A 23,225-nucleotide genomic window follows, 5' to 3' on the forward strand; every position below is an offset into this window, starting at 1 on the left:
GCGATCCTTTCAGGCCCTATTCAACGAAATGCATTGGTAGACCGAGGTAATGGCAGCCCAGGCTGTGGTAAATCGCTATTAAAAACAGCGCTCGGCGAGCCTGCGGCGTGGGCAGGTCGCGGATTATAGCGAAGACTGCGCCCGTGCACACCCGCTGTCTGGCCCGGGAGTCTTTCGTGCAGCGCAGGTGTGTGCCAAACTCAGCGCCTTTCGGGCTTGTCTCTCAGGATTTATGCTCCCTTTGTCACCCAGTTTGCTACCCAGTCTCGCCGCCGCCATCTTGTATGCCGCTGCGACCCTCTATCAGGGCACTCGTCTGGCCCAAGGCGCCAAAGCGGACAAACGTCTGCTGACAGGCCTTGGCGTGCTCGCCCTGCTGGCCCATGCCGCCAGCCTGTTTACCCATTTGATGACCCCGGTCGGCCTGGGCCTGGATTTTTTCAGCGCCGCCAGCCTGATCGCGGCCGCCGTGATCGCGCTGACACTGCTGGCGTGCTACCGGATTCCGGTCGAGAACCTGCTCGTCCTGCTGTTCCCGCTGGGGATGCTCACGGTGCTGCTGGCGCAATTCGCGCCCACCGGCACCGTTCAGGTGATCGATGAAGAACCGGGCATCCTTGCGCACATCCTGCTGTCGATCCTTGCCTACGGCATGTTCACCATCGCGGTGTTCCAGTCGCTGCTGGTGCTGCTGCAGGACCACCAGCTCAAGCACAAGCACCCGTCCGGGCTGATCAAGAACTTCCCGCCGCTGCAAACCATGGAAAGTCTGCTGTTCGGCTTTCTATGGGCCGGCTGGACCTTGCTGTCGCTGTCGCTGATTTCCGGCTGGCTGTTCGTCGAGAACCTGTTCGCCCAGCATCTGGTGCATAAAACCCTGCTGGCCTGCCTGGCCTGGGTGGTGTTCAGCGTATTGCTGTGGGGCCGCAACCGCCTCGGCTGGCGTGGACACAAGGCCATCCGCTGGACCCTGGCCGGTTTCTGCCTGCTGATGCTGGCCTATTTCGGCAGCAAGCTGGTCCGCGAATACATCCTGCATATCTGACTGGCGGCGATCATGGACAACTTGCCCCTTGGGCCGATGCTCGCCGTAATTGCCCTGCTGATTTTATGGGCAGCGCTGTTTACCGCCATCGAAGCCGCACAACAACACCTGCTGGCCCTGCGCCCCGGCACCCGCCAGGGCGACAAGGCCGCCGCACGCCTGAGCTTCCCGCGCCACAGCCTGATCCTGTGCAACAGCCTGTGCCGCGCAGCCGTCGTCATCCTGTGCACGCTGCTGGCGATTTATGCCTGGGCGCAGAACGGGCCATGGCTCGGCTGGCTGATCTCCTGCGGGTTGCTGCTGATTCTCGCCGACTACCTGCCCCGTGCCGTGGCGACTCGCTATCCGCAGCCAATACTGGGCTTTGGCAATGCCCTGCTGGGGGTGCCGCTGAAAATTCTCTACCCCGCGGCCTGGTTGCTCAATGGCATCAGCCTGATGTTGCTGCGCCCGTTCGCGCGCAAGCCTGGCATGGTGAAAAAGAGCGACGAACCGTTGTCCGATCACGACGACGAACCGCACCATGACGCCGACGAAGAGCACAGCCCCGGCATGCCCGGCATCCATGCCCTGGACAACATCACCGTCAACGACATCCTGGTGCCGCGCAGCGAAGTGGACGGCATCAACCTGGATGACCCGATCGAAGACATTATCGAGCAACTGCGCGCGTCCCAGCGCACGCGGTTGCCGGTGTTCCACAGCGATATCAACCAGGTCGAAGCGGTGCTCAATACGCGGCAGATCCAGCATCTGCTGCCCGACGCCAGCCTGACCAAGGAAGCGCTGCTGGCCGCCTGCCACACCCCCTACTTCGTGCCGGAAAGCACGCCTTTGCAGCTGCAATTGTTGAATTTCCATAAACAGCAGCGACGCCTGGGCATGGTGGTGGACGAGTACGGCGAAGTGCTGGGCATCGTTACCCTGGAAGACATCCTGGAAGAAATCGTCGGCGAATTCGAAAGCGATCAGGCTGTGGATAACCCGCACATCGAAGCCCAGCCCGATGGCCGCTACATCATCGACGGCGCAGCCTCGATCCGCGAGCTGAACAAGAGCCTGGGCTGGCACCTGCCCAGCGACGGCCCCAAGACCCTCAATGGCCTGGTGACCGAAGCGCTGGAGACCATCCCGGACTGCGCGGTATGCCTGAAAATTGGACGCTACCGCCTGGAAATCCTCGAGACCGAGGACAACCGGGTGAGCAAGGTACTGATCTGGCATACCAGCCACGTGCCTGTCGCCATCTGACTTCCTGAACAACACCTATTCCAAATGTGGGAGGGGGCTTGCCCCGATGGCAGAGTGTCAGTCACTGTACTTGCTGGCTGATACACCGCCATCGGGGGCAAGCCCCCTCCCACACTTTGTTCTGCGGCGCTCCAACCACTTGTTGTATGTTCAAAGCCCTTCCTATAATCGGACGGCTTACCCAAGCCCCGCCCGACCGCGTGCTACCCGCACCCAGCGTGTCCAGGCACCGTTTCACCATGTCCGACCGGTGTTTGCTCCCATCCCGAGCCGCCCCGCGTATAACCCTGATCCATGGGTGTTCGACCAATAATAATCCGCGTCCAAACGCGCAATGACCGTCAGGGATACCTCCATGAGCACCACGTATAACGAGGCCGCAACCGCCGCCCCGACCAACTCGACGGCCCGCGTGGCGACCGCGAGCATCGTCGGCACCGCCATCGAGTTCTACGATTTCTATATCTACGCCACGGCTGCGGCACTGGTCATCGGCCCGGTGTTCTTCCCGCAGACGTCCGGTACTGCGCAGATGCTGGCGTCGTTCCTGACCTTCGGCATCGCCTTCATCGCACGCCCGCTGGGTTCGGCACTGTTCGGCCACTTTGGCGACCGTATCGGCCGCAAGTCGACGCTGGTGGCCTCCCTGCTGCTGATGGGCGTGTGTACCACGCTGATCGGCTTGCTGCCCGGCTACGACAGCATTGGCGCCTGGGCGCCGATTCTGTTGTGTGTATTGCGCTTCGGCCAAGGCCTGGGACTGGGCGGGGAATGGGGCGGTGCGGCATTGCTGGCCACCGAGAACGCCCCCAAAGGCAAGCGCGCCTGGTTCGGCATGTTCCCGCAACTGGGTCCCTCGATTGGGTTCCTGGCGGCCAACGGCTTGTTCCTGATCCTGGCCATGAGCCTGAACGACGAGCAGTTCCGCAGTTGGGGCTGGCGCATCCCGTTCATCCTCAGCGCGGCGCTGGTAATGGTAGGCCTGTATGCGCGGCTCAAGCTGCACGAGACGCCAGTATTCGCCAATGCCGTGGCCCACGAAAAACCGGTGAAGGTGCCACTGGTGGAGCTGTTCAGCCAACACTGGCTGCCGGTGCTGCTGGGCGCCGCGTCGATGGTAGTGTGCTATGCGCTGTTTTATATCACCACGGCGTTTTCCCTGAGCTACGGCGTGTCGACCCTCGGCTACAGCCGCGAAACCTTCCTCGGCCTGTTGTGCTTCGCGGTGCTGTTCATGGGTCTGGCGACACCCTTGGCGGCGTTGGCCAGCGACCGCTACGGGCGCAAGCCGGTGCTGATTGTCGGCGCGGTCCTGGCGATTCTGTCTGGCTTTACCATGGAGCCGCTGCTCACCCACGGTTCGACCTGGGCCGTGGCGCTGTTCCTGGCGCTGGAGTTGTTTCTGATGGGCGTGACCTTCGCGCCGATGGGTGCGCTGCTGCCGGAACTGTTCCCGACCCGCGTGCGTTATACCGGTGCTTCAGCGGCGTATAACCTGGGCGGTATCGTAGGAGCCTCGGCGGCACCGTTCTTCGCGACCAAGCTGGTGGCGATGGGCGGGCTGAGTTATGTCGGTGGGTATGTGTCGGCGGCGGCGTTGCTCAGCCTGATTGCTGTGCTGTGCCTGAAAGAGACGCGGGATAATGATTTGAACAGGGTGGCCTGACAGGCCGCTATCGGGGGCAAGCCCCCTCCCACATTTGAAATGTATTCACAGTTCAATGTGTGGGAGGGGGCTTGCCCCCGATGCTTTTACAGCTCTACCACAACAGCCTGGGAAGCACGGGTCGCCTTGGCCCGAGCTGCGTCAATCGACTCATCCCGCGCCAACGCCACGCCCATGCGGCGCTGGCCGTTCACTTCTGGCTTGCCAAACAGACGCAACGCCGTGTCCGGCTCGCTCAATGCGGCGCCCAGGTTGGCGAACGCCGTCTGGGTCGACTGCCCTTCCACCAGAATCACCGCCGAGGCCGACGGCCCGAACTGACGGATCAATGGAATCGGCAGGCCGAGGATGGCGCGCGCGTGCAGGGCGAACTGCGATAAATCCTGGGAAATCAGGGTTACCAGGCCGGTGTCATGCGGGCGCGGCGACACTTCGCTGAACCACACTTGATCACCCTTGATGAACAGCTCCACGCCAAACAGACCACGGCCACCCAGGGCTTCGGTCACTGCTTTGGCGACGCGCTCGGATTCGGCCAGGGCAATCGGGCTCATGGCCTGGGGCTGCCAGGATTCCTGGTAGTCGCCCTTCTCCTGACGGTGGCCGACCGGCGCGCAGAAGGTGGTGCCGCCGATGTGGCGCACGGTCAGCAGGGTGATTTCGTAGTCGAAGTCGATAAAGCCTTCGATGATCACCCGCCCCTTGCCGGCGCGCCCGCCTTCCTGGGCGTAATCCCAGGCTTTGCGCACGTCGTCGGCGCTGCGCAGCAGGCTCTGGCCCTTGCCCGAGGAACTCATCACCGGCTTGACCACGCAAGGGAAGCCCAGGTCCTGCACGGCCTTGCTGTAGTCCTCGAAGGTGTCGGCGAAGTGGTACGGCGAGGTCGGCAGGTCCAGCTCTTCGGCGGCCAGGCGACGGATGCCTTCACGATTCATGGTCAGCGAGGTGGCGCGCGCGGTCGGGATCACGGTGAAGCCTTCGGCTTCCAGCTCGACCAGGGTCGCCGTGGCGATGGCTTCGATTTCCGGCACGATGAAGTGCGGCTTCTCCGCCTCGATCACGGCGCGCAACGCGGCGCCATCGAGCATGTTGATCACATGGCTACGGTGCGCAACCTGCATGGCCGGCGCGTTGGCGTAGCGATCCACGGCAATCACTTCAACGCCCAGGCGTTGCAGTTCGATTACCACTTCCTTGCCCAGCTCACCGCAGCCACACAGCAAAACGCGGGTCGCGGTTGGCGACAATGGAGTTCCGATTCGGGTCATCTCAGGTCCTCAGGGGAGCGGATCAGGGGGAGAAAGGCCGGCATTTTACATGAACTGCGAAAATTGGCCTCAGTTGGCGACGGTGCGCCGGCGGATGCGCCAGGCCATGACCAGCCACACCACGGTGACGCCGGCGAACTTCGACACCAGCGCAGTGCCCGCCACGGCCGGCGTCAGGGCACCGATCAGGCCAAAGAAGATAAAGGTGTCGAGGGGAATGCTCAGCGCCGAACTTATCCACAGGCGATCGTGCAGCGGACGCCGGGTAATGCTGAACACCAGCCAGTCGATGCATTCGGACACCGCAAAGGCCGTGGCGCTGGCCAGGGCGATGGACGGATCGGAGGTGATATAGGACAGCACCAGCGCGGCCAGCATGGCGATGATCGCGCCGTGGCCGAAGCGGGTTTGCACCATGTCGCGCAGGATAAACACCAGGCCGCCCCAGGCGGACCAGATGACGTCCAGGTGGGGGGCGGTGGAAAAGGCGAAGTTGATCAGCACGACGCTGCTGATGTAGGCGATCAGGAAAAACATGCAGGATGGACCTGTGGGTAAGATTTGGAAATGTGTTGTCTGGGAGGGCCTCATCGGGGGCAAGCCCCCTCCCACACTTGAATGTGTTCACAGATCAAAATGTGGGAGGGGGCTTGCTCCCGATAGCGGTTTATCAAACACTCAAGTTCTTGGGTGTCATCCACACCAACCCACTCGCCACCGCCCGCTCATGACACAACCCCAACACCACCCGACGTTCGGCGTTGTTCATGCGGCTCCAGCGCGTAATCTCTTCCACGGTACGCTGGCATCCGGTGCAGATATCCTCATCATCCAGCGCGCAAATGCTCACGCACGGCGAGGCGACGGGACGTTCAACCGCGCTCATTCTGCCTGCTCAACCAGGTCCCGCGCGTACCGCTGCGCGTTATGCACATAGTGCGCGGCGCTGGCTTCGAGCATGCGCTTCTGCGCTTCGGTCAGCTCGCGCACCACCTTGCCCGGCGAGCCCATCACCAGCGAGCCGTCGGGAATTTCCTTGCCTTCGCCGATCAGCGAGTTGGCGCCGATGATGCAATGCTTGCCGATCTTGGCGCCATTGAGGATCACCGCGTTGATGCCAATCAGGCTGTAGTCGTCGACGGTGCAGCCATGCAGCATGGCGTTATGGCCGATGGTCACGCCGGTGCCGAGGGTCAGTGGGTAGCCCATGTCGGTGTGCATCACGCTGCCGTCCTGCACGTTGCTGTTCTTGCCGATCAGGATCAGCTCGTTGTCGCCACGCAACACCGCGTTGAACCACACGTTGGCGCCCTCCTCCAGCTTGACCTTGCCCACCAGCGTGGCATTGGGTGCCACCCAGCTGTGTGGATGGGTCTCGACGCTGGCATCGCCCAAGCGGTATTTCATGGTTTTCCCTCACGGCTCGCCATTCAAGCGATGGCTTAGATATTGATGAAGCTCTTGGGTGGCTGGTGCAGGCTGATCTGCGCATCGTCATAGAGCAGATTGATCAGCTCCACGATCATGATTGCCGTCAGGCCCCAGATCTTGTATTCGCCGAACCTGTAGCTTGGCACATACCAACTGCGGCCCTGGTAGTCGATGCGGTGGGTGTGCTCGCGGGGATCCTGGCGGAAGAAATCCAGCGGGACGCTGAAGACAGCGGCAATTTCGGCGTCGTTGGCCAGGTATTCGACGTAATCCGGGATCACGCCCACGTAAGGCGTTACGCGGATGCCGTGCAGGGAGATCAGCGGGCTCAGCGGCCCGATCACTTCGACCAGCCCCGGCGGCAGGCCGATTTCTTCCTCGGCTTCGCGCAGGGCGGTGAAGATCAGGTCCGGGTCTTCGGGGTCGCGGCGCCCGCCGGGAAAGGCCACTTCGCCACCGTGGGTCGACAGGCCGCTGGCGCGCAGGGTCAGGATCAGCTCGGGTTCGTCACTGCGGGTAATCGGTACCAGCACCGCGGCCTCGGGGAAACGCCCGTCGGTCTCCAGGGTATGAGGGGTGTGATTGCTTACCCGGCGAAGTAGCTCGTCCAGCATGAGTCATCTCGGTCTGTTGGCTACCTTGCATCATGCACCAAAGCGGGCAGGCGCCCAAGCCCAAAACCGCTGGCATGTCGCTAAACGACAACTTGCAGGGCCCTGCCCGCCACGCCAAGATAGGCCCACTCTCCAGGAACCCCAGCATGAACTTCTGCAGCCAGTGCGGTAAACCGGTTACCCAACGCATTCCCGAAGGCGACGCACGTCTGCGCTATGTCTGCGACCACTGCTCGACCATCCACTATCAGAACCCCAATATCGTCGCGGGTACCGTACCCGTGTGGGGCGACAAGGTGCTGCTGTGCCGCCGCGCCATCGAACCGCGCCTGGGTTACTGGACCCTGCCCGCAGGCTTTATGGAAAACGGCGAAACCGTGGAACAGGCCGCCATGCGCGAGACGCTGGAAGAAGCCTGCGCCCGCGTGCGCAACCTGAGCATCTACACCCTGATCAACGTGCCGCACATCAGCCAGGTGCATATCTTCTATCGCGCCGAGCTGGTCGACCTGGACTTCGCCGCCGGCATCGAAAGCCTGGAAGTGAAACTGTTCGCTGAAGCCGATATCCCTTGGTCCGAGCTGGCTTTCCGCACGGTCGGGCGTACCTTAGAATGCTTCTTCGTCGACCGCCGGCAACAGCTGTTCCCGGTACGCAGCGAGTCCGTGCCACCGCTGTCCAAGCCCGCCCAATAACAAGCCGGCCAATCGTCGCCAAAGGGAAATCGTTTCAATGCGTTGGTTGCTTGCTCTTATCTGTCTGTCGTTCGCTGCCCTGTCCTCGGCCTCCACGGTGGAAACACTGGGCGGCAAACCCGTCGAAAAAGTCCTGGTGCTCAAATCCGCCCACCAACTGCAGCTGATCAACGACGGCAAGCCCCTCAAGACCTATCGTATTTCCCTGGGCAAGAACCCCAAGGGCCACAAGCTGATGGAGGGCGACCGACGCACGCCGGAGGGCTTCTACTGGATCGACTGGCGCAAGACCAGCGAGCGCTTCAACCTGGCCATGCACATTTCCTACCCCAACATCAGCGACGCCGCCCGCGCCCGCCGCGAAGGGGTGAAACCGGGCAGCATGATCATGATCCACGGCACCCCGGACACCGAGGACTACCCGGAACAGTGGTTCCACACCCTGGACTGGACCGACGGCTGCATCGGCATGCGCAATGTGGACATGCGTGAGGTCTGGGGCCTGGTCAAGGACGGCACGCTGATCGAGATTCGGCCGTGATCCTCGACCGCTCGTAAAATAATTCGAAAATATTTCCTGCCCCGAGCAGCGCTTGCCGGTGAATACCAGTTCACCGCGCGGGCTGCGCCGTTCTGCGCGCCATAAAGACCTCTCTAATACCACTTGATACAGGGCACCGTTACGGCGCCCTGAAACCAGTGCGCGCACCGTTTTGGTTGCATTGACATGGTATTTAAGTGGTATTAATTTCCGCCCATACCGGGCGACAACACTCCAATAATGCATCGGAAACCTGACAGATGAATCCCATCCAGGCCTTGCGCCCCGACGACAAACAATCCACGCCGTTGTACCTGCAATTGGCGCGCAAGCTCGAAGCGGCGATCCATGCCGGTCAGTGGACGTCCGAGCAAGCCCTGCCCTCGGAACGCGCACTCAGCGAACAGTTGAGCATTTCTCGAGTGACTGCCCGCAAGGCGCTGGAAGTCCTGTTCGAACAAGGCCTTATCCGTCGCAGCCAGGGCTCCGGCACCTTTATCACGCCACGCCTGGAACAGCCGCTGTCGCGCTTGTCGGGGTTCAGCGAGATGCTGCGTCTGAAGGGCTTTGTGCCGGGCTCCCAGTGGCTGGAGCGCGACATCACCCCACCAACCCATGAAGAACTGATCCGCCTGTGCCTGTCGACCAATGACAAAGTGGCGCGCCTCAAGCGCCTGCGCAAAGCCGACGACACGGTCATGGCCATTGAAATGACCGCCGTCCCCGCCTCGGTGCTGCCACAGCCCCAGGCCCTGGGCAGTTCGTTGTATGAATACTTCGAAAGCATCGGCAAGCCCATCGTCCGCGCGCTCCAGCATGTACAGGCGATCAACGCCTCGGACGAATTCGCCAAGCTGGTGGGCATCGCCCCCGGCACCGCCATGCTGCTGATGACCCGCGTGGGCTACACCGCCGACAACACGCCGATTGAAATCACCGACACCTACTGCCGCAACGACTACTACGACTTCGTCGCAGAGCTGCGCCGCCATGATTATTCCGCCGAACTGCGAATCTAGAGAACTGCCCATGTCCGAAGACAATATCCTCACGCCCAGCGGCTGGATGCGCGGCCGCCTGGTGCACGCGCACGGCAAGGTCGTCGCCATTGAAGGCACGCCGTGCAACCCGGCCGACAACGACCTGCCCTATTTGCTGCCGGGCTTTATCGACCTGCACGTGCACGGCGGCGGCGGTGCGGACATCATGGAAGGCGCCGAGGCCTTCGAGACCATCACCCGCACCCACGTGCGCTTTGGCACCACCTCGCTGCTGGCCACGACCATGACCGCTCCGGTGGATGAAATCTCCCGTGTGCTCGGCGAGCTCGGCAGTTTTTGCGAGCAGCGTCCTGCAGGCAGTGCCCGCGTGCTCGGCGTCCACCTGGAAGGCCCCTACATCAACCCCGGAAAACTCGGCGCCCAACCCAACTTCGCCCACACCGCGTTGATGGCCGAAGTCGAAGCCTACCTGCGCCTGGCGCCGATCCGGGTGATCACCATCGCCCCGGAAATTGCCGGCCATGACGGTCTGATCCGCGCCTTCAGCGAACGCGGCGTGCGCATGCAGATCGGCCACACCCTGGGCAGCTATGAAGAAGGCGTGGCCGCCCTCGCCGCCGGCGCCACCAGCTTTACCCATTTGTACAACGCCATGAGCCCGCTGCATCACCGCGAGCCAGGCATCGTCGGCGCTGCGCTGGCCCACGCCAAATACGCCGAGTTGATCCCCGACCTGCTGCACGTGCACCCCGGCGCCATGCGCGTGGCGCTGCGCTCGATCCCGTGCCTGTATTGCGTCACCGATTCCACCGCCGCCGCCGGCATGCCCGATGGCGAATACAAGCTGGGCAGCCACACCGTGACCAAGTGCCTGGGCGGCGTACGCCTGGCCGACGGCACCCTGGCCGGCAGCACCCTGACCATGGACCAGGCGCTGCGCAACCTGGTGAAGATCGGCCTGCCGATCAGTGAAGCCTCACAACGCCTGTCGCAATTTCCTGCGGATTACCTGGGCCTGGAAGAACGCGGCCGCCTGCAACCCGGCAGCTTTGCCGACTGCGTGCGCCTGGACCGCTCCCTGACACTCACCGACGTAATGGTCGAAGGAGAAACCATTGACTTCAAAAATGCTTGAAGAGGCCCTGGCCTCCTGTGACGCCGTCGCGGCGCAACTGCAACGCCTGGAGCCGATGCTGGAAGAAGTCGCCGGTCGCCTGCGCCGCCAGCCGCCACAAGTGGCGATGACCGTCGCCCGTGGCAGCTCGGACCATGCCGCCAGCTATTTCGCCTACCTGGCCATGCAACACGTGGGGATTCCGGTGGCGTCGCTGCCGATGTCGGTGGTGACGCTGCTGCAGGCACCGTTGAAGGTCAGCGGCCAGGTTGCGTTTGGTTTCTCCCAGTCGGGGCAAAGCCCGGACCTGGTCAACAGCCTGCGCCTGCTGCGCAAGCGCGGGGCCTTGAGCATCTCGATGGTCAACGCCGAAGAGTCGCCGCTGGAAGCTGCCTGCGAGTTTCACGTGCCGTTGTGCGCCGGGCCGGAACTGAGCGTGGCCGCCACCAAGAGCTTTATCGCCACCCTCAGCGCCAGCGCGTTGCTGGTCGGCCACTGGAACCAGGAAGCCGACCTGCTGCACGCCTGCCAGGCGCTGCCCGAGGGCCTGCGCGACGCTGCCAAACAGGATTGGCACACCGCAATCGAGGCCCTCAAAGACAGCCAGCGCCTGATGGTGATCGGCCGTGGCGCCGGTTTTGCCATCGCCCAGGAAGCCGCGCTCAAGCTCAAGGAAACCTCGGCGATCCAGGCCGAAGCCTTCAGCAGCGCCGAAGTGCGCCATGGGCCGATGGCCTTGATCGACGAAGACTACCCGTTGCTGGTGTTCGCCCCACGTGGCGCCGAACAGGCCGGTCTGCTGACCCTGGCCGCCGATATGCGCCAGCGCGGCGCCCGCGTGTTGCTGGCCGCGCCGGACGACATTGCCGAACGCGACCTGACCTTAAGCCGCGCCGAACACCCAAGCCTGGACCCGATCCTGGCGATCCAGAGCTTCTATGTAATGGCCGCAGGCCTGGCGGTGGCGCGTGGGATGAACCCCGATCAGCCACGTCACCTGAGCAAAGTCACTCGCACTCACTGAGTCGAGTGCCGTGTTTTCCTGATGAGTACCGTGCCCATGTCCAACAACAATAACCGACTGACCCTTAGCGCCCCCTTGACTGGGCCGGTGCTGGCCCTGGGCAATGTCCCGGACGAAGTGTTCGCCAGCGGCGCCATGGGCGACGGTATTGCCATCGATCCGTTGAACGACTGCCTGCATGCGCCGTGTGATGGGGTGATCATCCACGTCGCCCGCACCGGGCATGCGCTGACCCTGCGTGCCGACAACGGCGCGGAGATACTGATGCACATCGGTATCGACACCGTTGAGCTCAATGGCGAAGGCTTTGCCCTGCTGGTCAAGGAAGGTACACGGGTGAGCCAGGGCCAGGCGCTGGTGCAATTTGATCTGGACCGCATTGCGCGCCAGTGCAAGAGCCTGGTGAGCCTGATCATTCTGACCAACAGCGACCGTTTCGAACTGACGCCCTGCCCGCTCGGCACGGTCAAGGTCGGGGAGCCATTGATGCAGGTGGCGTTGCGTTCAGCCGCCCCTGTTCAAGCGGCTGTGGATAACTCCAGCGCCGAAGCCCGCGCCAGCGTACGCATCACCCACCGTGGCGGTTTGCATGCGCGCCCCGCGGCGCTGATTCGCAAGACCGCCCAGGGTTTCAGCAGCCAGTCGCAGCTGCATTTCGGTGACAAATCGGCAGCCTGTGACAGCCTGATTGGTTTGATGGGATTGGGCATTGGCGAAGGTGACGAGGTGCGTGTCAGCTGCCGTGGCAGCGATGCCGACGCGGCTTTGCACGCGTTGATCGCGGCGCTGTCCGTGGCGGTCAGCGAAGAACATCACGCCCCCGTGGCGGCGGCTGCGCCACGTCGCGCCAGTGTGGAGGCCGATGTGTTGCAAGGCGTTTGTGCAGCGCCCGGCCTGGTGTGTGGACCGTTGTTCCGCTTGACTGGCGTCGAGCTGCCCGAAGACACCGGCAACCATTCGGCCAGCGAGCAAACCCAACGTCTGGACGCGGCACTGGAGCAGGTGCGCGGGGAAATCCGCAGCACCCTGGACCAGGCCCGCCAACGCAAGCACGTCGAGGAAGAAGAGATCTTCGCCGCCCACCTCGCCTTGCTGGAAGACCCGGCCCTGCTGCAAGCGGCTGCCGGCGCCATTGCACAGGGCAGCGCCGCGACCCACGCCTGGCGTGATGCGATCCAGGCCCAGTGCGCGGTATTGCTGGCGCTGGGCAAGCCCTTGTTTGCCGAACGCGCCAATGATCTGCGCGACCTGCAGCAGCGCGTGCTGCGGGCGCTGCTGGGCGAAGCCTGGCACTTCGAATTGCCCGCCGGCTCGATTGTCAGCGCCCATGAACTCACCCCCTCCGACCTGCTGCAACTGAGCGAACAGCAGGCCGTGGGGATCTGCATGGCCGAAGGCGGCGCCACGTCTCACGTGGCCATTCTGGCGCGGGGTAAAGGCTTGCCCTGTGTGGTGGCGCTGGGCGCGGCGGTGCTTGATGTGCCCCAAGGCCAGCGCGTGGTGCTGGACGCCGCCAATGGCCGCCTGGAGCTGGCCCCCAGCGACGCGCGCCATGCCCAGGTGCATCAGATTCGCGACGCGCAGAAGGTGCGCCGCCATCAGCAACAGGCCCAGGCCCAATTGCCGGCATGCACCACCGACGGCGTGAGCATTGAAATCGCCGCCAACGTTGCCTCCAGCGCCGAAGCCCAGCTGGCCTTTGAAAACGGCGCCGATGGCGTCGGCCTGTTGCGCACCGAGTTTCTCTTCGTCGACCGCCGCACCGCGCCGGACGAACAGGAACAGCGCCAGGCCTACCAAGCCGTGCTGGATGCCATGGGCGACAAGTCCGTGATCATCCGCACCATCGACGTGGGCGGCGACAAGCAACTGGACTACCTGCCGCTGCCCGTCGAAGCCAACCCGGTGCTGGGCCTGCGCGGTATCCGCATGGCCCAGGTACGCCCGGAACTGCTCGACCAGCAACTGCGCGCCCTGTTGCAGGTCAGCCCGCTGCAGCGTTGCCGCATCCTGCTGCCGATGGTCAGCGAAGTGGATGAACTGCTGCAGATCCGCCAGCGCCTGGAGCAATTGTGCACGGAGCTGGGGCTGGCCCAGCGCCCCGAACTGGGGGTGATGATCGAAGTGCCCGCCGCCGCGCTGATGGCGGAACAACTGGCCGAGCATGCGGACTTCCTGTCCATCGGCACCAATGACCTGTCGCAGTACACCCTGGCCATGGACCGCGACCACGCGGGCCTCGCCGCACGCGTCGATGCGCTGCACCCGGCCTTGCTGCGGCTGATCGCCCAGACCTGCGCCGGCGCGGCAAAACACGGGCGCTGGGTCGGCGTGTGTGGCGCCCTGGCCTCCGACCCCTTGGCCACGCCCGTGCTGGTCGGCCTGGGCGTCAGCGAGCTGTCGGTGAGCCCGCCGCAGATCGGCGAAATCAAGGACCGCGTCCGCCACCTGGACGCGGCGCAATGCCGGCAACTGAGCCAGGGCCTGCTCAACCTGAGCAGCGCCAAGGCCGTTCGCCAAGCCTGTCAACACCACTGGCCGCTGAGCTGAAAACAACAAGAATAGGGAGACACGCCATGTACCAACATTTCATCGAAGGCCTGCAACGCCTGGGCCGCGCCCTGATGCTGCCGATTGCGATCCTGCCGATCGCCGGCCTGTTGCTGCGGCTGGGCGACACCGACCTGCTCAACATCGCGGTGATGCATGATGCCGGGCAGGCGATCTTCGCCAACCTGGCGCTGATCTTCGCCATCGGCATCGCCGTCGGCTTTGCCCGCGACAATAACGGTACCGCAGGCCTGGCCGGGGCAATCGGCTACCTGGTGATGATCTCCACGCTCAAGGTGATGGACACGTCCATCAACATGGGCATGCTCGCCGGTATTGCCAGCGGGCTGATGGCCGGCGGGCTGTACAACCGCTTCAAGGACATCAAGCTGCCGGAGTACCTGGCGTTCTTCGGCGGGCGGCGCTTCGTGCCGATTGTCACAGGGTTTTCCGCGGTGGGCCTGGGGGTAATCTTCGGCCTGATCTGGCCCCCGATCCAGCACGGCATCAACAGCTTCGGCGTGTTGCTGATGGAAAGCGGCAGCCTGGGCGCGTTCGTGTTTGGCGTGTTCAACCGCCTGCTGATCGTCACCGGCCTGCACCACATCCTCAACAACATGGCGTGGTTTGTGTTTGGCAGCTTTACCGACCCGGTAACGGGCGCGGTGGTCACCGGCGACCTGACCCGCTACTTCGCCGGCGATCCCAAAGGCGGCCAGTTCATGACCGGCATGTTCCCGGTGATGCTGTTCGGCCTGCCGGCCGCGTGCCTGGCCATGTACCGCAACGCCCTGCCGGAGCGGCGCAAAGTGATGGGCGGGATTTTTCTGTCGATGGCGCTGACTTCGTTTTTGACCGGGGTGACGGAGCCGATTGAATTTGCGTTCATGTTCCTCGCGCCGTTTCTGTACCTGATCCACGCTGTGCTGACGGGCCTGTCGATGGCCGTCACCAATATGTTGAATATCCACCTCGGGTTTACCTTCTCCGGTGGGTTTATCGACATGGTGCTGGGTTGGGGCAAGTCCACCAATGGCTGGCTGGTGTTCCCGGTTGGCCTGGCTTACGCGCTGATCTACTACTCGGTCTTCACCTACTGCATCCGCCGCTTCAACCTGAAGACGCCGGGTCGGGAAGATATCCAGGTGGCACAGGCCGAGGTGATGACGGATAACCAGCGGGCAACCGCTTATATCCAGGCGTTGGGCGGTGCGCAAAATCTGCTGAGTGTGGGGGCTTGCACCACACGTCTGCGCCTGGACATGGTGGATCGCAACAAGGCCATCGACAGTGAATTGAAAGCGTTGGGCGCCATGGCGGTGGTTCGTCCTGGCAATGGCGGAAGCCTGCAGGTGGTGGTCGGGCCGATGGCCGATAGCATTGCCGATGAGATCCGCCTGGCCATGCCTTCGTTTGTCGCCCGTGCGCCTGCGGCGGTGGCGCCTGTGGATAAGCCGGTGGCGGTGGATGTGCAGGAGGCCGGGAAATGGCTGAGCGCGTTGGGTGGTCGCGCGAATGTGCGCCAGCTGGAAGCGGTGGCGATGACCCGTTTGCGGGTGGAATTGGCGGACGACTCGGGGTTGTCCGAAGCGGACCTGACCGCGCTGGGTTGCCAGGGTGTAAGCCAGCTGGACAGCGGGGTTTGGCACCTGTTGATTGGCGACACGGCGTCTGGGCTCGGTGAAGCACTGGAGCGGCTGGTCTCTCGCCCAATCAACGCCTGACCGATCGTTCCCACGCTCTGCGTGGGAATGCCGCCCCGGACGCTCCGCGTCCCGCCGTTGCGTAAAAGTGACGCGAGGTCGGCGCCAGGGTTTAGAGAAGTAGTGGCTTTGCTGGCCTCATCGGGGGCAAGCCCCCTCCCACAGTTGACCGCATTGCCAAGTCCGGCACGGATCTAAAATGTGTGTGGGCTTGCTCCCGAATGGGTTTTAACTGGCGCTGGAAGAGTTAAGTTCGGGCACCTCGTTCAAGTCCAACACCCGATCCACCATTAACTGAATACCCTCCAACATCCGGCAAATCGCCAAAACAACATCACGCTGTGCGCCAGCGACTTGAAATGCCAGATGACTTGTTAGCGCCTGCACCGAAGCAATGTCCTGCGAGGCATTGGCGAGTAAGGTTTCGTTATCGATACTGAGTCGGACGCTGAATAGCTGATCGGACGGGGGGTTTGGGCTGTCTTTGATCATGGTAAAACTCCTGAAGAATAGGAGCTGCCAGCATCACTTGCAGATGATGGGTGGCAGCTGTGCGCGGGTCTGCAAGACCGAGTCAGAAGCACCTCGGCAGACCCAAAGGTCTCCCGCGCACAGCCACCAGAACACGATGACCATGAAAAGCGCCACGATTATAGCGGCGCTTCCGAGCTTCTAACATTATTTCGGCGGGCTTGCAGTCCCGGTCGCTGAATTGGCAGCGACTGGCGAAGGTTAGGTGTGCGAGTTCCGAGGGACAACCTGAAAGGTTTGTCGGAAAGGTCTGAGGCGCCTGTATGGACGCCATCGGGGGCAAGCCCCCTCCCACATTGGACTGCATTCCAAAGCTGGAACTCGGTCAACTGTGGGAGGGGGCTTGCCCCCGATGAGGCCCTGACGGCCAACAAAAAACCCGCTGGCCAAACTGGCCCAGCGGGTTTCTTGTGTTTACAGCCAGCGCATCAAAAATCCGCCAGCTGCCACACCTCATACGCCGGTGTTTCGTACGGATGGCTGAGTTTGAGCGCGGCCACCACAGCCACGATCAACTCATCCGCCACCACCAGCTCAACCTTCCATTCTTCAACCACTTCAACCTGGCCCACCTGCCCGATAAACGGCTGGCTGCCGTCCAGCGCGCGGAATTGGCCCTGGCCCAGCACTTGCCAGGCACAGCTGTCGTAGCTGCCGATGCGCCCGCCGCCGGCTGTGAAGACGGCGGTTTTCACCGTCTCCACGTGGCTGTCGGGTACGAAGAAGGCGAGCTTGTACACGCCTTAGTTCACCCACACGCGCGCGTTGCGGAACATGCGCATCCAGGCGCCGTCTTCGTTCCACTCTTCCGGGCGCCACGAGTTCTGCACAGCACGGAACACGCGCTCCGGGTGCGGCATCATGATGGTCACGCGGCCGTCGCGGCTGGTGAGGCCGGTGATCCCGCGCGGCGAGCCGTTCGGGTTGGCCGGGTAGGTCTCGGTGACCTTGCCGTGGTTATCCACAAAGCGCAGGGCCACGGTGCCGGACAGGTCGGCTTCGAGCAGTGCTTCTTCGCTGGCGAACTCGGCATGGCCTTCACCGTGGGCGATGGCGATCGGCATGCGCGAACCGGCCATGCCTTGCAGGAAGATCGAATTGGATTCCTGCACCTGCACCATGGCGACGCGGGCTTCGAACTGCTCGGAACGGTTACGCACAAAGTGCGGCCAGAACTCGCTGCCCGGGATCAGTTCGCTGAGGTTGGACATCATCTGGCAACCGTTGCACACACCCAGGGTGAAGCTGTCGTTGCGCTCGAAGAAGCCCTGGAACGCATCGCGGGCACGGCTGTTGAACAGCGCCGACTTGGCCCAGCCTTCACCGGCACCCAGTACGTCGCCGTAGGAGAAACCACCGCAGGCCACCAGGCCTTTGAACTCGTTGAGGTCAACGCGACCGGCGAGGATGTCGCTCATGTGCACGTCGATCGCATTGAAGCCGGCGCGGTCGAACGCCGCCGCCATTTCCACCTGGCCGTTGACGCCCTGCTCACGCAGTACGGCAACCTGTGGGCGAATGCCTTTCTTGATGTAGGGCGCAGCGACGTCCTGGTTGACGTCGAAGCTGAGCATGGTGCTCAGGCCCGGGTTGTCTTCTTCCAGGATGACGTCGAATTCCTGCTCGGCGCAGTCGACGTTGTCGCGCAGACGCTGGATCTGGTAGCTGGTCTCGGCCCACTGGCGTTGCAGCAGGCGGCGCTGACCGGTAAATACCGTGTCACCGTTGAACGAGATATTCACTTCGCCGTTGTTGATCGGCTGACCGATCACCGCCACGCACTCGGCCAGGCCAGCGGCGCTGAACTGTGCAAGCACGTCCGGAGTGGCGTCCTGACGCACCTGGATCACCGCACCCAACTCTTCGTTGAACAGGATGCCGTTGATTTCGCCAGCATCCTCGGCAACGCTGTCGAGCACGATGTTCAGGCCGCAGTGACCGGCAAACGCCATCTCGACAACGCTGGTCAGCAAACCACCGTCGGAACGGTCGTGGTAAGCCAGCAGGTGGCCGTCGGCGTTGAGGCCCTGGATCACGGCGAAGAAGGCCTTCAGGTCTTCAGCGTCGTCGACGTCCGGCGCCTGTTTGCCGAGCTTGCCGTGGGTTTGCGCGAGGATCGAGGCGCCCATGCGGTTCTGGCCACGGCCCAGGTCGATCAGGATCAGGTCGGTGGTGCCCTTGTCCATGCGCAGTTGCGGGGTCAGGGTCTGGCGAATGTCGGTGACCGGTGCGAAACCGGTGACGATCAGCGACAGTGGCGAGGTGACGCTCTTGTCGGTGCCGTCTTCGTTCCAACGGGTGGCCATGGACATGGAGTCCTTGCCCACCGGAATGGTGATACCCAGTTCCGGGCACAGCTCCATGCCGACAGCCTTGACGGTGTCGTACAGGCGCGCGTCTTCGCCAGGGTGGCCGGCAGCGGACATCCAGTTGGCCGACAGTTTAATGTCGGACAGTTTGCCGATGCGCGAGGCGGCGATGTTGGTGAGGGTTTCACCAATGGCCATGCGGCCCGACGCCGGAGCGTCCAGCAGGGCCAGCGGCGTGCGCTCGCCCATGGCCATGGCTTCACCGGTGTAGACGTCGAAGCTGGTGGCGGTGACGGCAACGTCGGCCACCGGCACCTGCCATGGGCCCACCATTTGGTCACGGGCCACCAGGCCGGTGATGGTGCGGTCGCCGATGGTGATCAGGAAGCTTTTGCTCGCCACGGCCGGGTGGTGCAGCACGCGTTCGATGCTGTTGGCCAGGTCCAGCGTGCTTGGGTCGAAGTCATCGCCCAGCTCGGTTTCACGTACCGCCGAACGGTGCATGCGCGGGGCTTTGCCCAACAGCACTTCGAGCGGCATGTCCACCGGGCTGTTGCCGAAGTGGCTGTCGGTAACGGTCAGTTGGGGTTCGGCTGTAGCCTCGCCGACCACGGCAAACGGGCAACGCTCGCGCTCGCAGATGGCCTGGAAGCGCGCAAAGTCTTCAGGGCCGACCGCCAGTACGTAACGCTCCTGGGATTCGTTGCTCCAGATTTCGTGCGGGGCCATGCCCGGCTCGTCGTTTGGAATGTTGCGCAGTTCGAAACGGCCACCACGGTCGCCATCGTTGACCAGTTCCGGGAAGGCGTTGGACAAGCCACCGGCACCGACGTCGTGGATGAAGCTGATCGGGTTCTTGTCACCCAACTGCCAGCAACGGTCGATGACTTCCTGGCAGCGACGCTCCATTTCAGGGTTTTCGCGCTGCACGGAAGCGAAGTCCAGGTCAGCCGAGCTGGTGCCGGTGGCCATGGAGGAAGCCGCGCCGCCGCCCAGGCCGATGAGCATCGCCGGGCCGCCGAGGACGATCAGCTTGGAGCCGACCAGGATCTCGCCTTTCTTGACGTGTTCTTCACGGATGTTGCCCATGCCGCCGGCCAGCATGATCGGCTTGTGGTAGCCGCGCACTTCATCACCGCGCGGGGTGGTGATGGACTGCTCGAAGGTACGGAAGTAGCCGGTCAGGGCCGGACGCCCGAATTCGTTGTTGAACGCGGCGCCGCCCAGCGGGCCTTCGATCATGATGTCCAGCGCGGTAACGATGCGCTCGGGCTTGCCGTACGGCACTTCCCAGGGCTGTTCGAATCCCGGGATCTGCAGGTTGGACACGGTGAAGCCGGTGAGGCCCGCTTTTGGCTTGGCGCCACGGCCGGTCGCGCCTTCGTCGCGGATTTCGCCGCCGGAACCGGTGGCAGCGCCGGGGAACGGGGCAATCGCGGTCGGGTGGTTGTGGGTCTCGACCTTCATCAGGATGTGCACCGGTTCCTGCACCGCACCGTACTGGCGGGTTTCAGGGTCCGGGAAGAAACGGCCGGCGACGGAGCCGACGATGACCGAAGCGTTGTCCTTATAAGCCGACAGAACGCCTTCGCTGTGCATCACGTAGGTGTTCTTGATCATGCCGAACAGGCTTTTTTCCTGGCTTTCGCCGTCGATGTCCCAACTGGCGTTGAAGATCTTGTGACGGCAGTGCTCGGAGTTGGCCTGGGCGAACATCATCAGTTCGATGTCGTGCGGGTTGCGCTTCAAGCCGTTGAAGGCGTTGACCAGGTAGTCGATCTCGTCTTCGGCCAGGGCCAGGCCCAGTTCGGTGTTGGCCTTTTCGAGGGCGGCGCGGCCACCGCCGAGCACGTCGATCGCGGTCAGCGGCTTGGGCTCGGCGTGGCTGAACAGGCCGGCAGCCTGTTCCAGCTGGCTGACGATGATCTGGGTCATGCGGTCGTGCAGGCTGCTGGCGATCAGTTCGGCTTCGGCCTCGCTGAACTGCCCGGCGACGTAGAAAGCGATACCCCGCTCCAGGCGCTGGATGCTCGAAAGGCCGCAGTTGCGGGCGATGTCGCTGGCCTTGCTCGACCAGGGCGAGATGGTGCCGAACCGTGGCAGAACCAGGAACAAGCGGCCCGCAGGCTCTTGAACGGGAACGCTTGGGCCGTACTTCAGAAGGCGTGCCAGCACTTGCTGTTCGTCGGCGGTCAAGACGCCGGTTACGTCGGCGAAGTGAGCAAATTCAGCATACAGGCCTGTAACAGCTGGAACCTTCTGGCTCAGTTGCTCAAGGAGTTTGCTGTGGCGAAAGGCAGAAAGGGCAGGAGCGCCGCGCAGGATCAACATCTTCGGGACAGCCTCGGAAGGGGGTGTGCTTTGAGGCCGTGCATTCTAGCGTAAACCTTCGCCAACGGCACCCGAAACGCTACCGGTGGCCGCTGCCGGACGTCAGTTGGCCGGATCAGGGCCCTTCTGGAATGCATTACCGGGGATTCGGCGCAGATATTTTAACCGTCACCATCACGCGCCAGGCCCCGTTTCTGTGGGCTGCAGCACAGTTTTCGAGGCGCTAGCAGACAAGTCCCATGCTGTCGAGATATGGCGCCGTGGGCCGTTTGCGTATACTGCGCAGATGTTCTCCCCAACTGCTTTGCGCCCGCGCTGCGCCAAATGGCTCATCGCAACCGGACTCTTCCTGATGCTCAGCGCCTGTGTTGATAAACCCAGCACGCTTGAGCGAATCAAGGAGGATGGCGTATTGCGGGTGGTTACTCGCAACAGCCCGGCCACGTATTTCCAGGACCGCAACGGTGAAACCGGTTTCGAATACGAGCTGGTCAAGCGCTTTGCCGATGACCTGGGCGTAAAGCTGGAAATCGAAACCGCCGACAATCTCGATGACCTGTTCGGCCAACTGGGCAAACCCAACGGTCCGGTGCTGGCCGCCGCCGGCCTGGTCAGCAGCGAGCAGCGCCAGCAGCAAGTGCGCTTCTCCCACCCCTACCTCGAAGTCACCCCGCAGATCATCTACCGCAACGGCCAGTCGCGGCCGACCAACGCGGCGGACCTGGTGGGCAAGAAGATCATGGTGCTCAAGGGCAGCACCCACGCCGAGCAGTTGGCGCAGCTTAAAAAGCAGAATCCGGCGATCGAATACGAGGAATCCGATGCCGTCGAGGTGGTCGACCTGCTGCGCATGGTCGACGAAGGGCAGATCGACCTGACCCTGGTGGATTCCAACGAAGTCGCCATGAACCAGGTGTACTTCCCCAATGTGCGGGTAGCCTTCGACCTGGGCAATGCCAGCAACCAGAGCTGGGCCGTGGCCGCAGGCGAAGACAACAGCCTGCTCAACGAGATCAATGGTTACCTGGACAAGGTCGAGAAGAACGGCACCCTTCAGCGTCTGAAAGATCGCTATTACGGGCACGTCGATGTACTGGGGTACGTCGGCGCCTATACCTTCGCCCAGCATTTGCAGCAGCGCCTGCCCAAGTACGAGAAACACTTTCGCACCTACGCCAAGGAAGAAAAGGTCGATTGGCGGCTATTGGCGGCCATCGGCTATCAGGAATCGCTGTGGCAACCGGCGGTCACCTCCAAGACCGGCGTGCGCGGCCTGATGATGCTGACCCAGAACACCGCCCAGGCGATGGGCGTGTCCAACCGCCTGGATGCCAGGCAAAGCATCATGGGCGGCGCCAAGTACCTGGCCAAGATCAAGGACGAGCTGGACGACAAGATCGCCGAGCCCGACCGCACCTGGTTCGCCCTTGCCGCCTACAACGTCGGCACCGGCCACCTGGACGACGCGCGTCTTTTGGCCAAGAAGGAAGGCCTGAACCCGAACAAGTGGCTGGATGTAAAGAAAATGCTGCCGCGCCTGTCGCAGAAGCAGTGGTACAGCAAAACGCGCTACGGTTATGCCAGGGGTGGCGAGCCGGTGCATTTTGTGGCGAACATCCGGCGCTACTACGACATTCTGACCTGGGTGACCCAGCCTCAGCTGGAAGGTAACCAGGTGGTGGAAGGCAACCTGCATGTGCCGGGTGTGGACAAGACCAAACCGCCCGAAGATAGCCCGCAGCTCTAAGACCACTGTAATACCAATGTGGGAGGGGGCTTGCCCCCGATAGCAGTGTGTCAGCTACTGATAGGCTGGCTGACACACCGCAATCGGGGGCAAGCCCCCTCCCACATTTTGATCTCTACTTGGCTTCAAAGGCCGGTGATCAGATGCACTACCCCGCCCGCCAATACCATCACCGCCGGCACACCCGCCGCCTTCAACGCCACCGCATCCAACCGCGCTGCATCCTGCAACTGCACCCGCACCCGCGTCAGCGCCACACGCTGCTGCGATGTGAGGTTATCCGCGCCGCCCAGCGCACTCACCACGTCGGCCGACAACAGCCCCTGCGTCGGAGCCTCTGCGGGCTCGGCAATCAAATCCGGCGTCAGGGCTTTCCAGAACGCCCGCTGCAATTTCTCGAACAT

20 protein-coding genes are annotated in these 23,225 nt (G+C 63.0%); 11 read left to right on the top strand and 9 right to left on the bottom strand.

Annotated elements, in window-relative coordinates:
- Positions 1-232 precede the first annotated feature (232 nt).
- The 3 genes from SC318_RS21445 to SC318_RS21455 all read left to right on the top strand — a co-directional run bounded on the left by SC318_RS21445 (position 233) and on the right by SC318_RS21455 (position 3,962).
- Positions 233-1,045 carry a cytochrome C assembly family protein gene (locus SC318_RS21445; protein ID WP_124388063.1) on the top strand — a complete coding sequence of 271 codons (813 nt, stop codon included), beginning with the start codon at positions 233-235 and terminating at the stop codon, positions 1,043-1,045.
- A 12-nt stretch (positions 1,046-1,057) separates the two neighbouring features.
- Positions 1,058-2,296, top strand: coding sequence for a transporter associated domain-containing protein (locus tag SC318_RS21450; RefSeq protein WP_320428367.1), 1,239 nt, complete (start codon positions 1,058-1,060; stop codon positions 2,294-2,296).
- Between the two features lie 355 nt (positions 2,297-2,651).
- Positions 2,652-3,962 carry an MFS transporter gene (locus SC318_RS21455; RefSeq protein WP_124388065.1) on the top strand — a complete coding sequence of 437 codons (1,311 nt, stop codon included), beginning with the start codon at positions 2,652-2,654 and terminating at the stop codon, positions 3,960-3,962.
- Between the two features lie 86 nt (positions 3,963-4,048).
- On the opposite strand, the gene purT is transcribed toward SC318_RS21455, so the two are convergent.
- From purT to SC318_RS21480, 5 genes are all read right to left on the bottom strand, one after another.
- The gene (purT, locus tag SC318_RS21460) at positions 4,049-5,230 is read right to left on the bottom strand and encodes a formate-dependent phosphoribosylglycinamide formyltransferase (RefSeq protein WP_320428368.1); all 1,182 of its coding nucleotides are present in this window, start codon (positions 5,228-5,230) and stop codon (positions 4,049-4,051) included.
- 69 nt (positions 5,231-5,299) lie between these two features.
- The gene (locus SC318_RS21465; protein WP_320428369.1) at positions 5,300-5,767 is read right to left on the bottom strand and encodes a preQ0 transporter; all 468 of its coding nucleotides are present in this window, start codon (positions 5,765-5,767) and stop codon (positions 5,300-5,302) included.
- A gap of 133 nt (positions 5,768-5,900) precedes the next feature.
- Positions 5,901-6,116 carry a DUF1289 domain-containing protein gene (locus tag SC318_RS21470; RefSeq protein WP_320428370.1) on the bottom strand — a complete coding sequence of 72 codons (216 nt, stop codon included), beginning with the start codon at positions 6,114-6,116 and terminating at the stop codon, positions 5,901-5,903.
- A complete protein-coding gene (locus tag SC318_RS21475) occupies positions 6,113-6,637 on the bottom strand; it encodes a gamma carbonic anhydrase family protein (RefSeq protein WP_124388069.1) in 525 nt (174 codons plus the stop codon). Before SC318_RS21475 ends, SC318_RS21470 begins: the two co-directional genes overlap by 4 nt.
- A 35-nt stretch (positions 6,638-6,672) precedes the next feature.
- Positions 6,673-7,275: a CoA pyrophosphatase gene (locus SC318_RS21480; protein WP_033898592.1), complete on the bottom strand. Its 603-nt coding sequence runs from the start codon at positions 7,273-7,275 to the stop codon at positions 6,673-6,675.
- Between the two features lie 146 nt (positions 7,276-7,421).
- On the opposite strand from SC318_RS21480, the gene SC318_RS21485 reads away from it, so the two are divergent.
- From SC318_RS21485 to nagE, 7 genes are all read left to right on the top strand, one after another.
- Positions 7,422-7,970 carry an NUDIX hydrolase gene (locus SC318_RS21485; RefSeq protein ID WP_320428371.1) on the top strand — a complete coding sequence of 183 codons (549 nt, stop codon included), beginning with the start codon at positions 7,422-7,424 and terminating at the stop codon, positions 7,968-7,970.
- Positions 7,971-8,007: 37 nt separating this feature from the next.
- The gene (locus tag SC318_RS21490; protein WP_320428372.1) at positions 8,008-8,511 is read left to right on the top strand and encodes a L,D-transpeptidase family protein; all 504 of its coding nucleotides are present in this window, start codon (positions 8,008-8,010) and stop codon (positions 8,509-8,511) included.
- Positions 8,512-8,771: 260 nt separating this feature from the next.
- Complete coding sequence (locus SC318_RS21495) at positions 8,772-9,530, top strand: GntR family transcriptional regulator (RefSeq protein WP_320428373.1); 759 nt, start codon at positions 8,772-8,774, stop codon at positions 9,528-9,530.
- Positions 9,531-9,540: 10 nt separating this feature from the next.
- Entirely contained in the window at positions 9,541-10,647 is a 1,107-nt protein-coding gene (gene nagA / locus SC318_RS21500) for an N-acetylglucosamine-6-phosphate deacetylase (protein WP_320428374.1), read from the top strand.
- Positions 10,640-11,650, top strand: coding sequence for an SIS domain-containing protein (locus SC318_RS21505; RefSeq protein ID WP_413817651.1), 1,011 nt, complete (start codon positions 10,640-10,642; stop codon positions 11,648-11,650). Before nagA ends, SC318_RS21505 begins: the two co-directional genes overlap by 8 nt.
- Positions 11,651-11,686: 36 nt before the next feature.
- A complete protein-coding gene (gene ptsP / locus SC318_RS21510; RefSeq protein WP_320428376.1) occupies positions 11,687-14,200 on the top strand; it encodes a phosphoenolpyruvate--protein phosphotransferase in 2,514 nt (837 codons plus the stop codon).
- A gap of 26 nt (positions 14,201-14,226) precedes the next feature.
- A complete protein-coding gene (gene nagE / locus SC318_RS21515) occupies positions 14,227-15,924 on the top strand; it encodes an N-acetylglucosamine-specific PTS transporter subunit IIBC (protein WP_320428377.1) in 1,698 nt (565 codons plus the stop codon).
- A gap of 207 nt (positions 15,925-16,131) precedes the next feature.
- Here the strand turns inward: nagE and SC318_RS21520 are convergent, their stop codons facing one another.
- The 3 genes from SC318_RS21520 to purL all read right to left on the bottom strand — a co-directional run bounded on the left by SC318_RS21520 (position 16,132) and on the right by purL (position 21,074).
- Positions 16,132-16,395 carry a DUF6124 family protein gene (locus SC318_RS21520; RefSeq protein ID WP_320428378.1) on the bottom strand — a complete coding sequence of 88 codons (264 nt, stop codon included), beginning with the start codon at positions 16,393-16,395 and terminating at the stop codon, positions 16,132-16,134.
- A 467-nt stretch (positions 16,396-16,862) separates the two neighbouring features.
- On the bottom strand, positions 16,863-17,174 hold the full coding sequence (locus SC318_RS21525; RefSeq protein WP_306494499.1) for a YqfO family protein: 312 nt from the start codon (positions 17,172-17,174) through the stop codon (positions 16,863-16,865).
- Between the two features lie 3 nt (positions 17,175-17,177).
- Positions 17,178-21,074, bottom strand: coding sequence for a phosphoribosylformylglycinamidine synthase (purL, locus tag SC318_RS21530; protein WP_320428379.1), 3,897 nt, complete (start codon positions 21,072-21,074; stop codon positions 17,178-17,180).
- Between the two features lie 286 nt (positions 21,075-21,360).
- Here purL and mltF point away from each other — a divergent pair, with 286 nt between their 5' ends.
- Positions 21,361-22,821 (top strand): membrane-bound lytic murein transglycosylase MltF, encoded by a 1,461-nt coding sequence (gene mltF, locus SC318_RS21535; RefSeq protein WP_320428380.1) that lies wholly within the window; start codon positions 21,361-21,363, stop codon positions 22,819-22,821.
- 125 nt (positions 22,822-22,946) lie between these two features.
- On the opposite strand, the gene SC318_RS21540 is transcribed toward mltF, so the two are convergent.
- Entirely contained in the window at positions 22,947-23,225 is a 279-nt protein-coding gene (locus SC318_RS21540) for a PTS sugar transporter subunit IIB (protein ID WP_320428381.1), read from the bottom strand.

The organism is Pseudomonas sp. MUP55 (assembly GCF_034043515.1).
Classification (GTDB): Bacteria; Pseudomonadota; Gammaproteobacteria; order Pseudomonadales; family Pseudomonadaceae; genus Aquipseudomonas.

Excerpts from the sequence above, each read along its gene's own strand:
- SC318_RS21480 (WP_033898592.1), bottom strand. The coding sequence starts at position 7,275 with ATGCTGGACGAGCTACTTCGCCGGGTAAGCAATCACACCCCTCATACC.
- SC318_RS21520 (WP_320428378.1), bottom strand. The coding sequence starts at position 16,395 with ATGATCAAAGACAGCCCAAACCCCCCGTCCGATCAGCTATTCAGCGTC.
- SC318_RS21445 (WP_124388063.1), top strand. The coding sequence starts at position 233 with ATGCTCCCTTTGTCACCCAGTTTGCTACCCAGTCTCGCCGCCGCCATC.
- SC318_RS21450 (WP_320428367.1), top strand. The coding sequence starts at position 1,058 with ATGGACAACTTGCCCCTTGGGCCGATGCTCGCCGTAATTGCCCTGCTG.
- SC318_RS21495 (WP_320428373.1), top strand. The coding sequence starts at position 8,772 with ATGAATCCCATCCAGGCCTTGCGCCCCGACGACAAACAATCCACGCCG.
- nagA (WP_320428374.1), top strand. The coding sequence starts at position 9,541 with ATGTCCGAAGACAATATCCTCACGCCCAGCGGCTGGATGCGCGGCCGC.
- SC318_RS21465 (WP_320428369.1), bottom strand. The coding sequence starts at position 5,767 with ATGTTTTTCCTGATCGCCTACATCAGCAGCGTCGTGCTGATCAACTTC.
- SC318_RS21455 (WP_124388065.1), top strand. The coding sequence starts at position 2,652 with ATGAGCACCACGTATAACGAGGCCGCAACCGCCGCCCCGACCAACTCG.
- nagE (WP_320428377.1), top strand. The coding sequence starts at position 14,227 with ATGTACCAACATTTCATCGAAGGCCTGCAACGCCTGGGCCGCGCCCTG.
- SC318_RS21490 (WP_320428372.1), top strand. The coding sequence starts at position 8,008 with ATGCGTTGGTTGCTTGCTCTTATCTGTCTGTCGTTCGCTGCCCTGTCC.
- SC318_RS21505 (WP_413817651.1), top strand. The coding sequence starts at position 10,640 with ATGCTTGAAGAGGCCCTGGCCTCCTGTGACGCCGTCGCGGCGCAACTG.
- SC318_RS21485 (WP_320428371.1), top strand. The coding sequence starts at position 7,422 with ATGAACTTCTGCAGCCAGTGCGGTAAACCGGTTACCCAACGCATTCCC.
- SC318_RS21470 (WP_320428370.1), bottom strand. The coding sequence starts at position 6,116 with ATGAGCGCGGTTGAACGTCCCGTCGCCTCGCCGTGCGTGAGCATTTGC.
- SC318_RS21475 (WP_124388069.1), bottom strand. The coding sequence starts at position 6,637 with ATGAAATACCGCTTGGGCGATGCCAGCGTCGAGACCCATCCACACAGC.
- mltF (WP_320428380.1), top strand. The coding sequence starts at position 21,361 with ATGTTCTCCCCAACTGCTTTGCGCCCGCGCTGCGCCAAATGGCTCATC.
- SC318_RS21540 (WP_320428381.1), bottom strand. The coding sequence starts at position 23,225 with ATGTTCGAGAAATTGCAGCGGGCGTTCTGGAAAGCCCTGACGCCGGAT.
- purT (WP_320428368.1), bottom strand. The coding sequence starts at position 5,230 with ATGACCCGAATCGGAACTCCATTGTCGCCAACCGCGACCCGCGTTTTG.
- purL (WP_320428379.1), bottom strand. The coding sequence starts at position 21,074 with ATGTTGATCCTGCGCGGCGCTCCTGCCCTTTCTGCCTTTCGCCACAGC.
- ptsP (WP_320428376.1), top strand. The coding sequence starts at position 11,687 with ATGTCCAACAACAATAACCGACTGACCCTTAGCGCCCCCTTGACTGGG.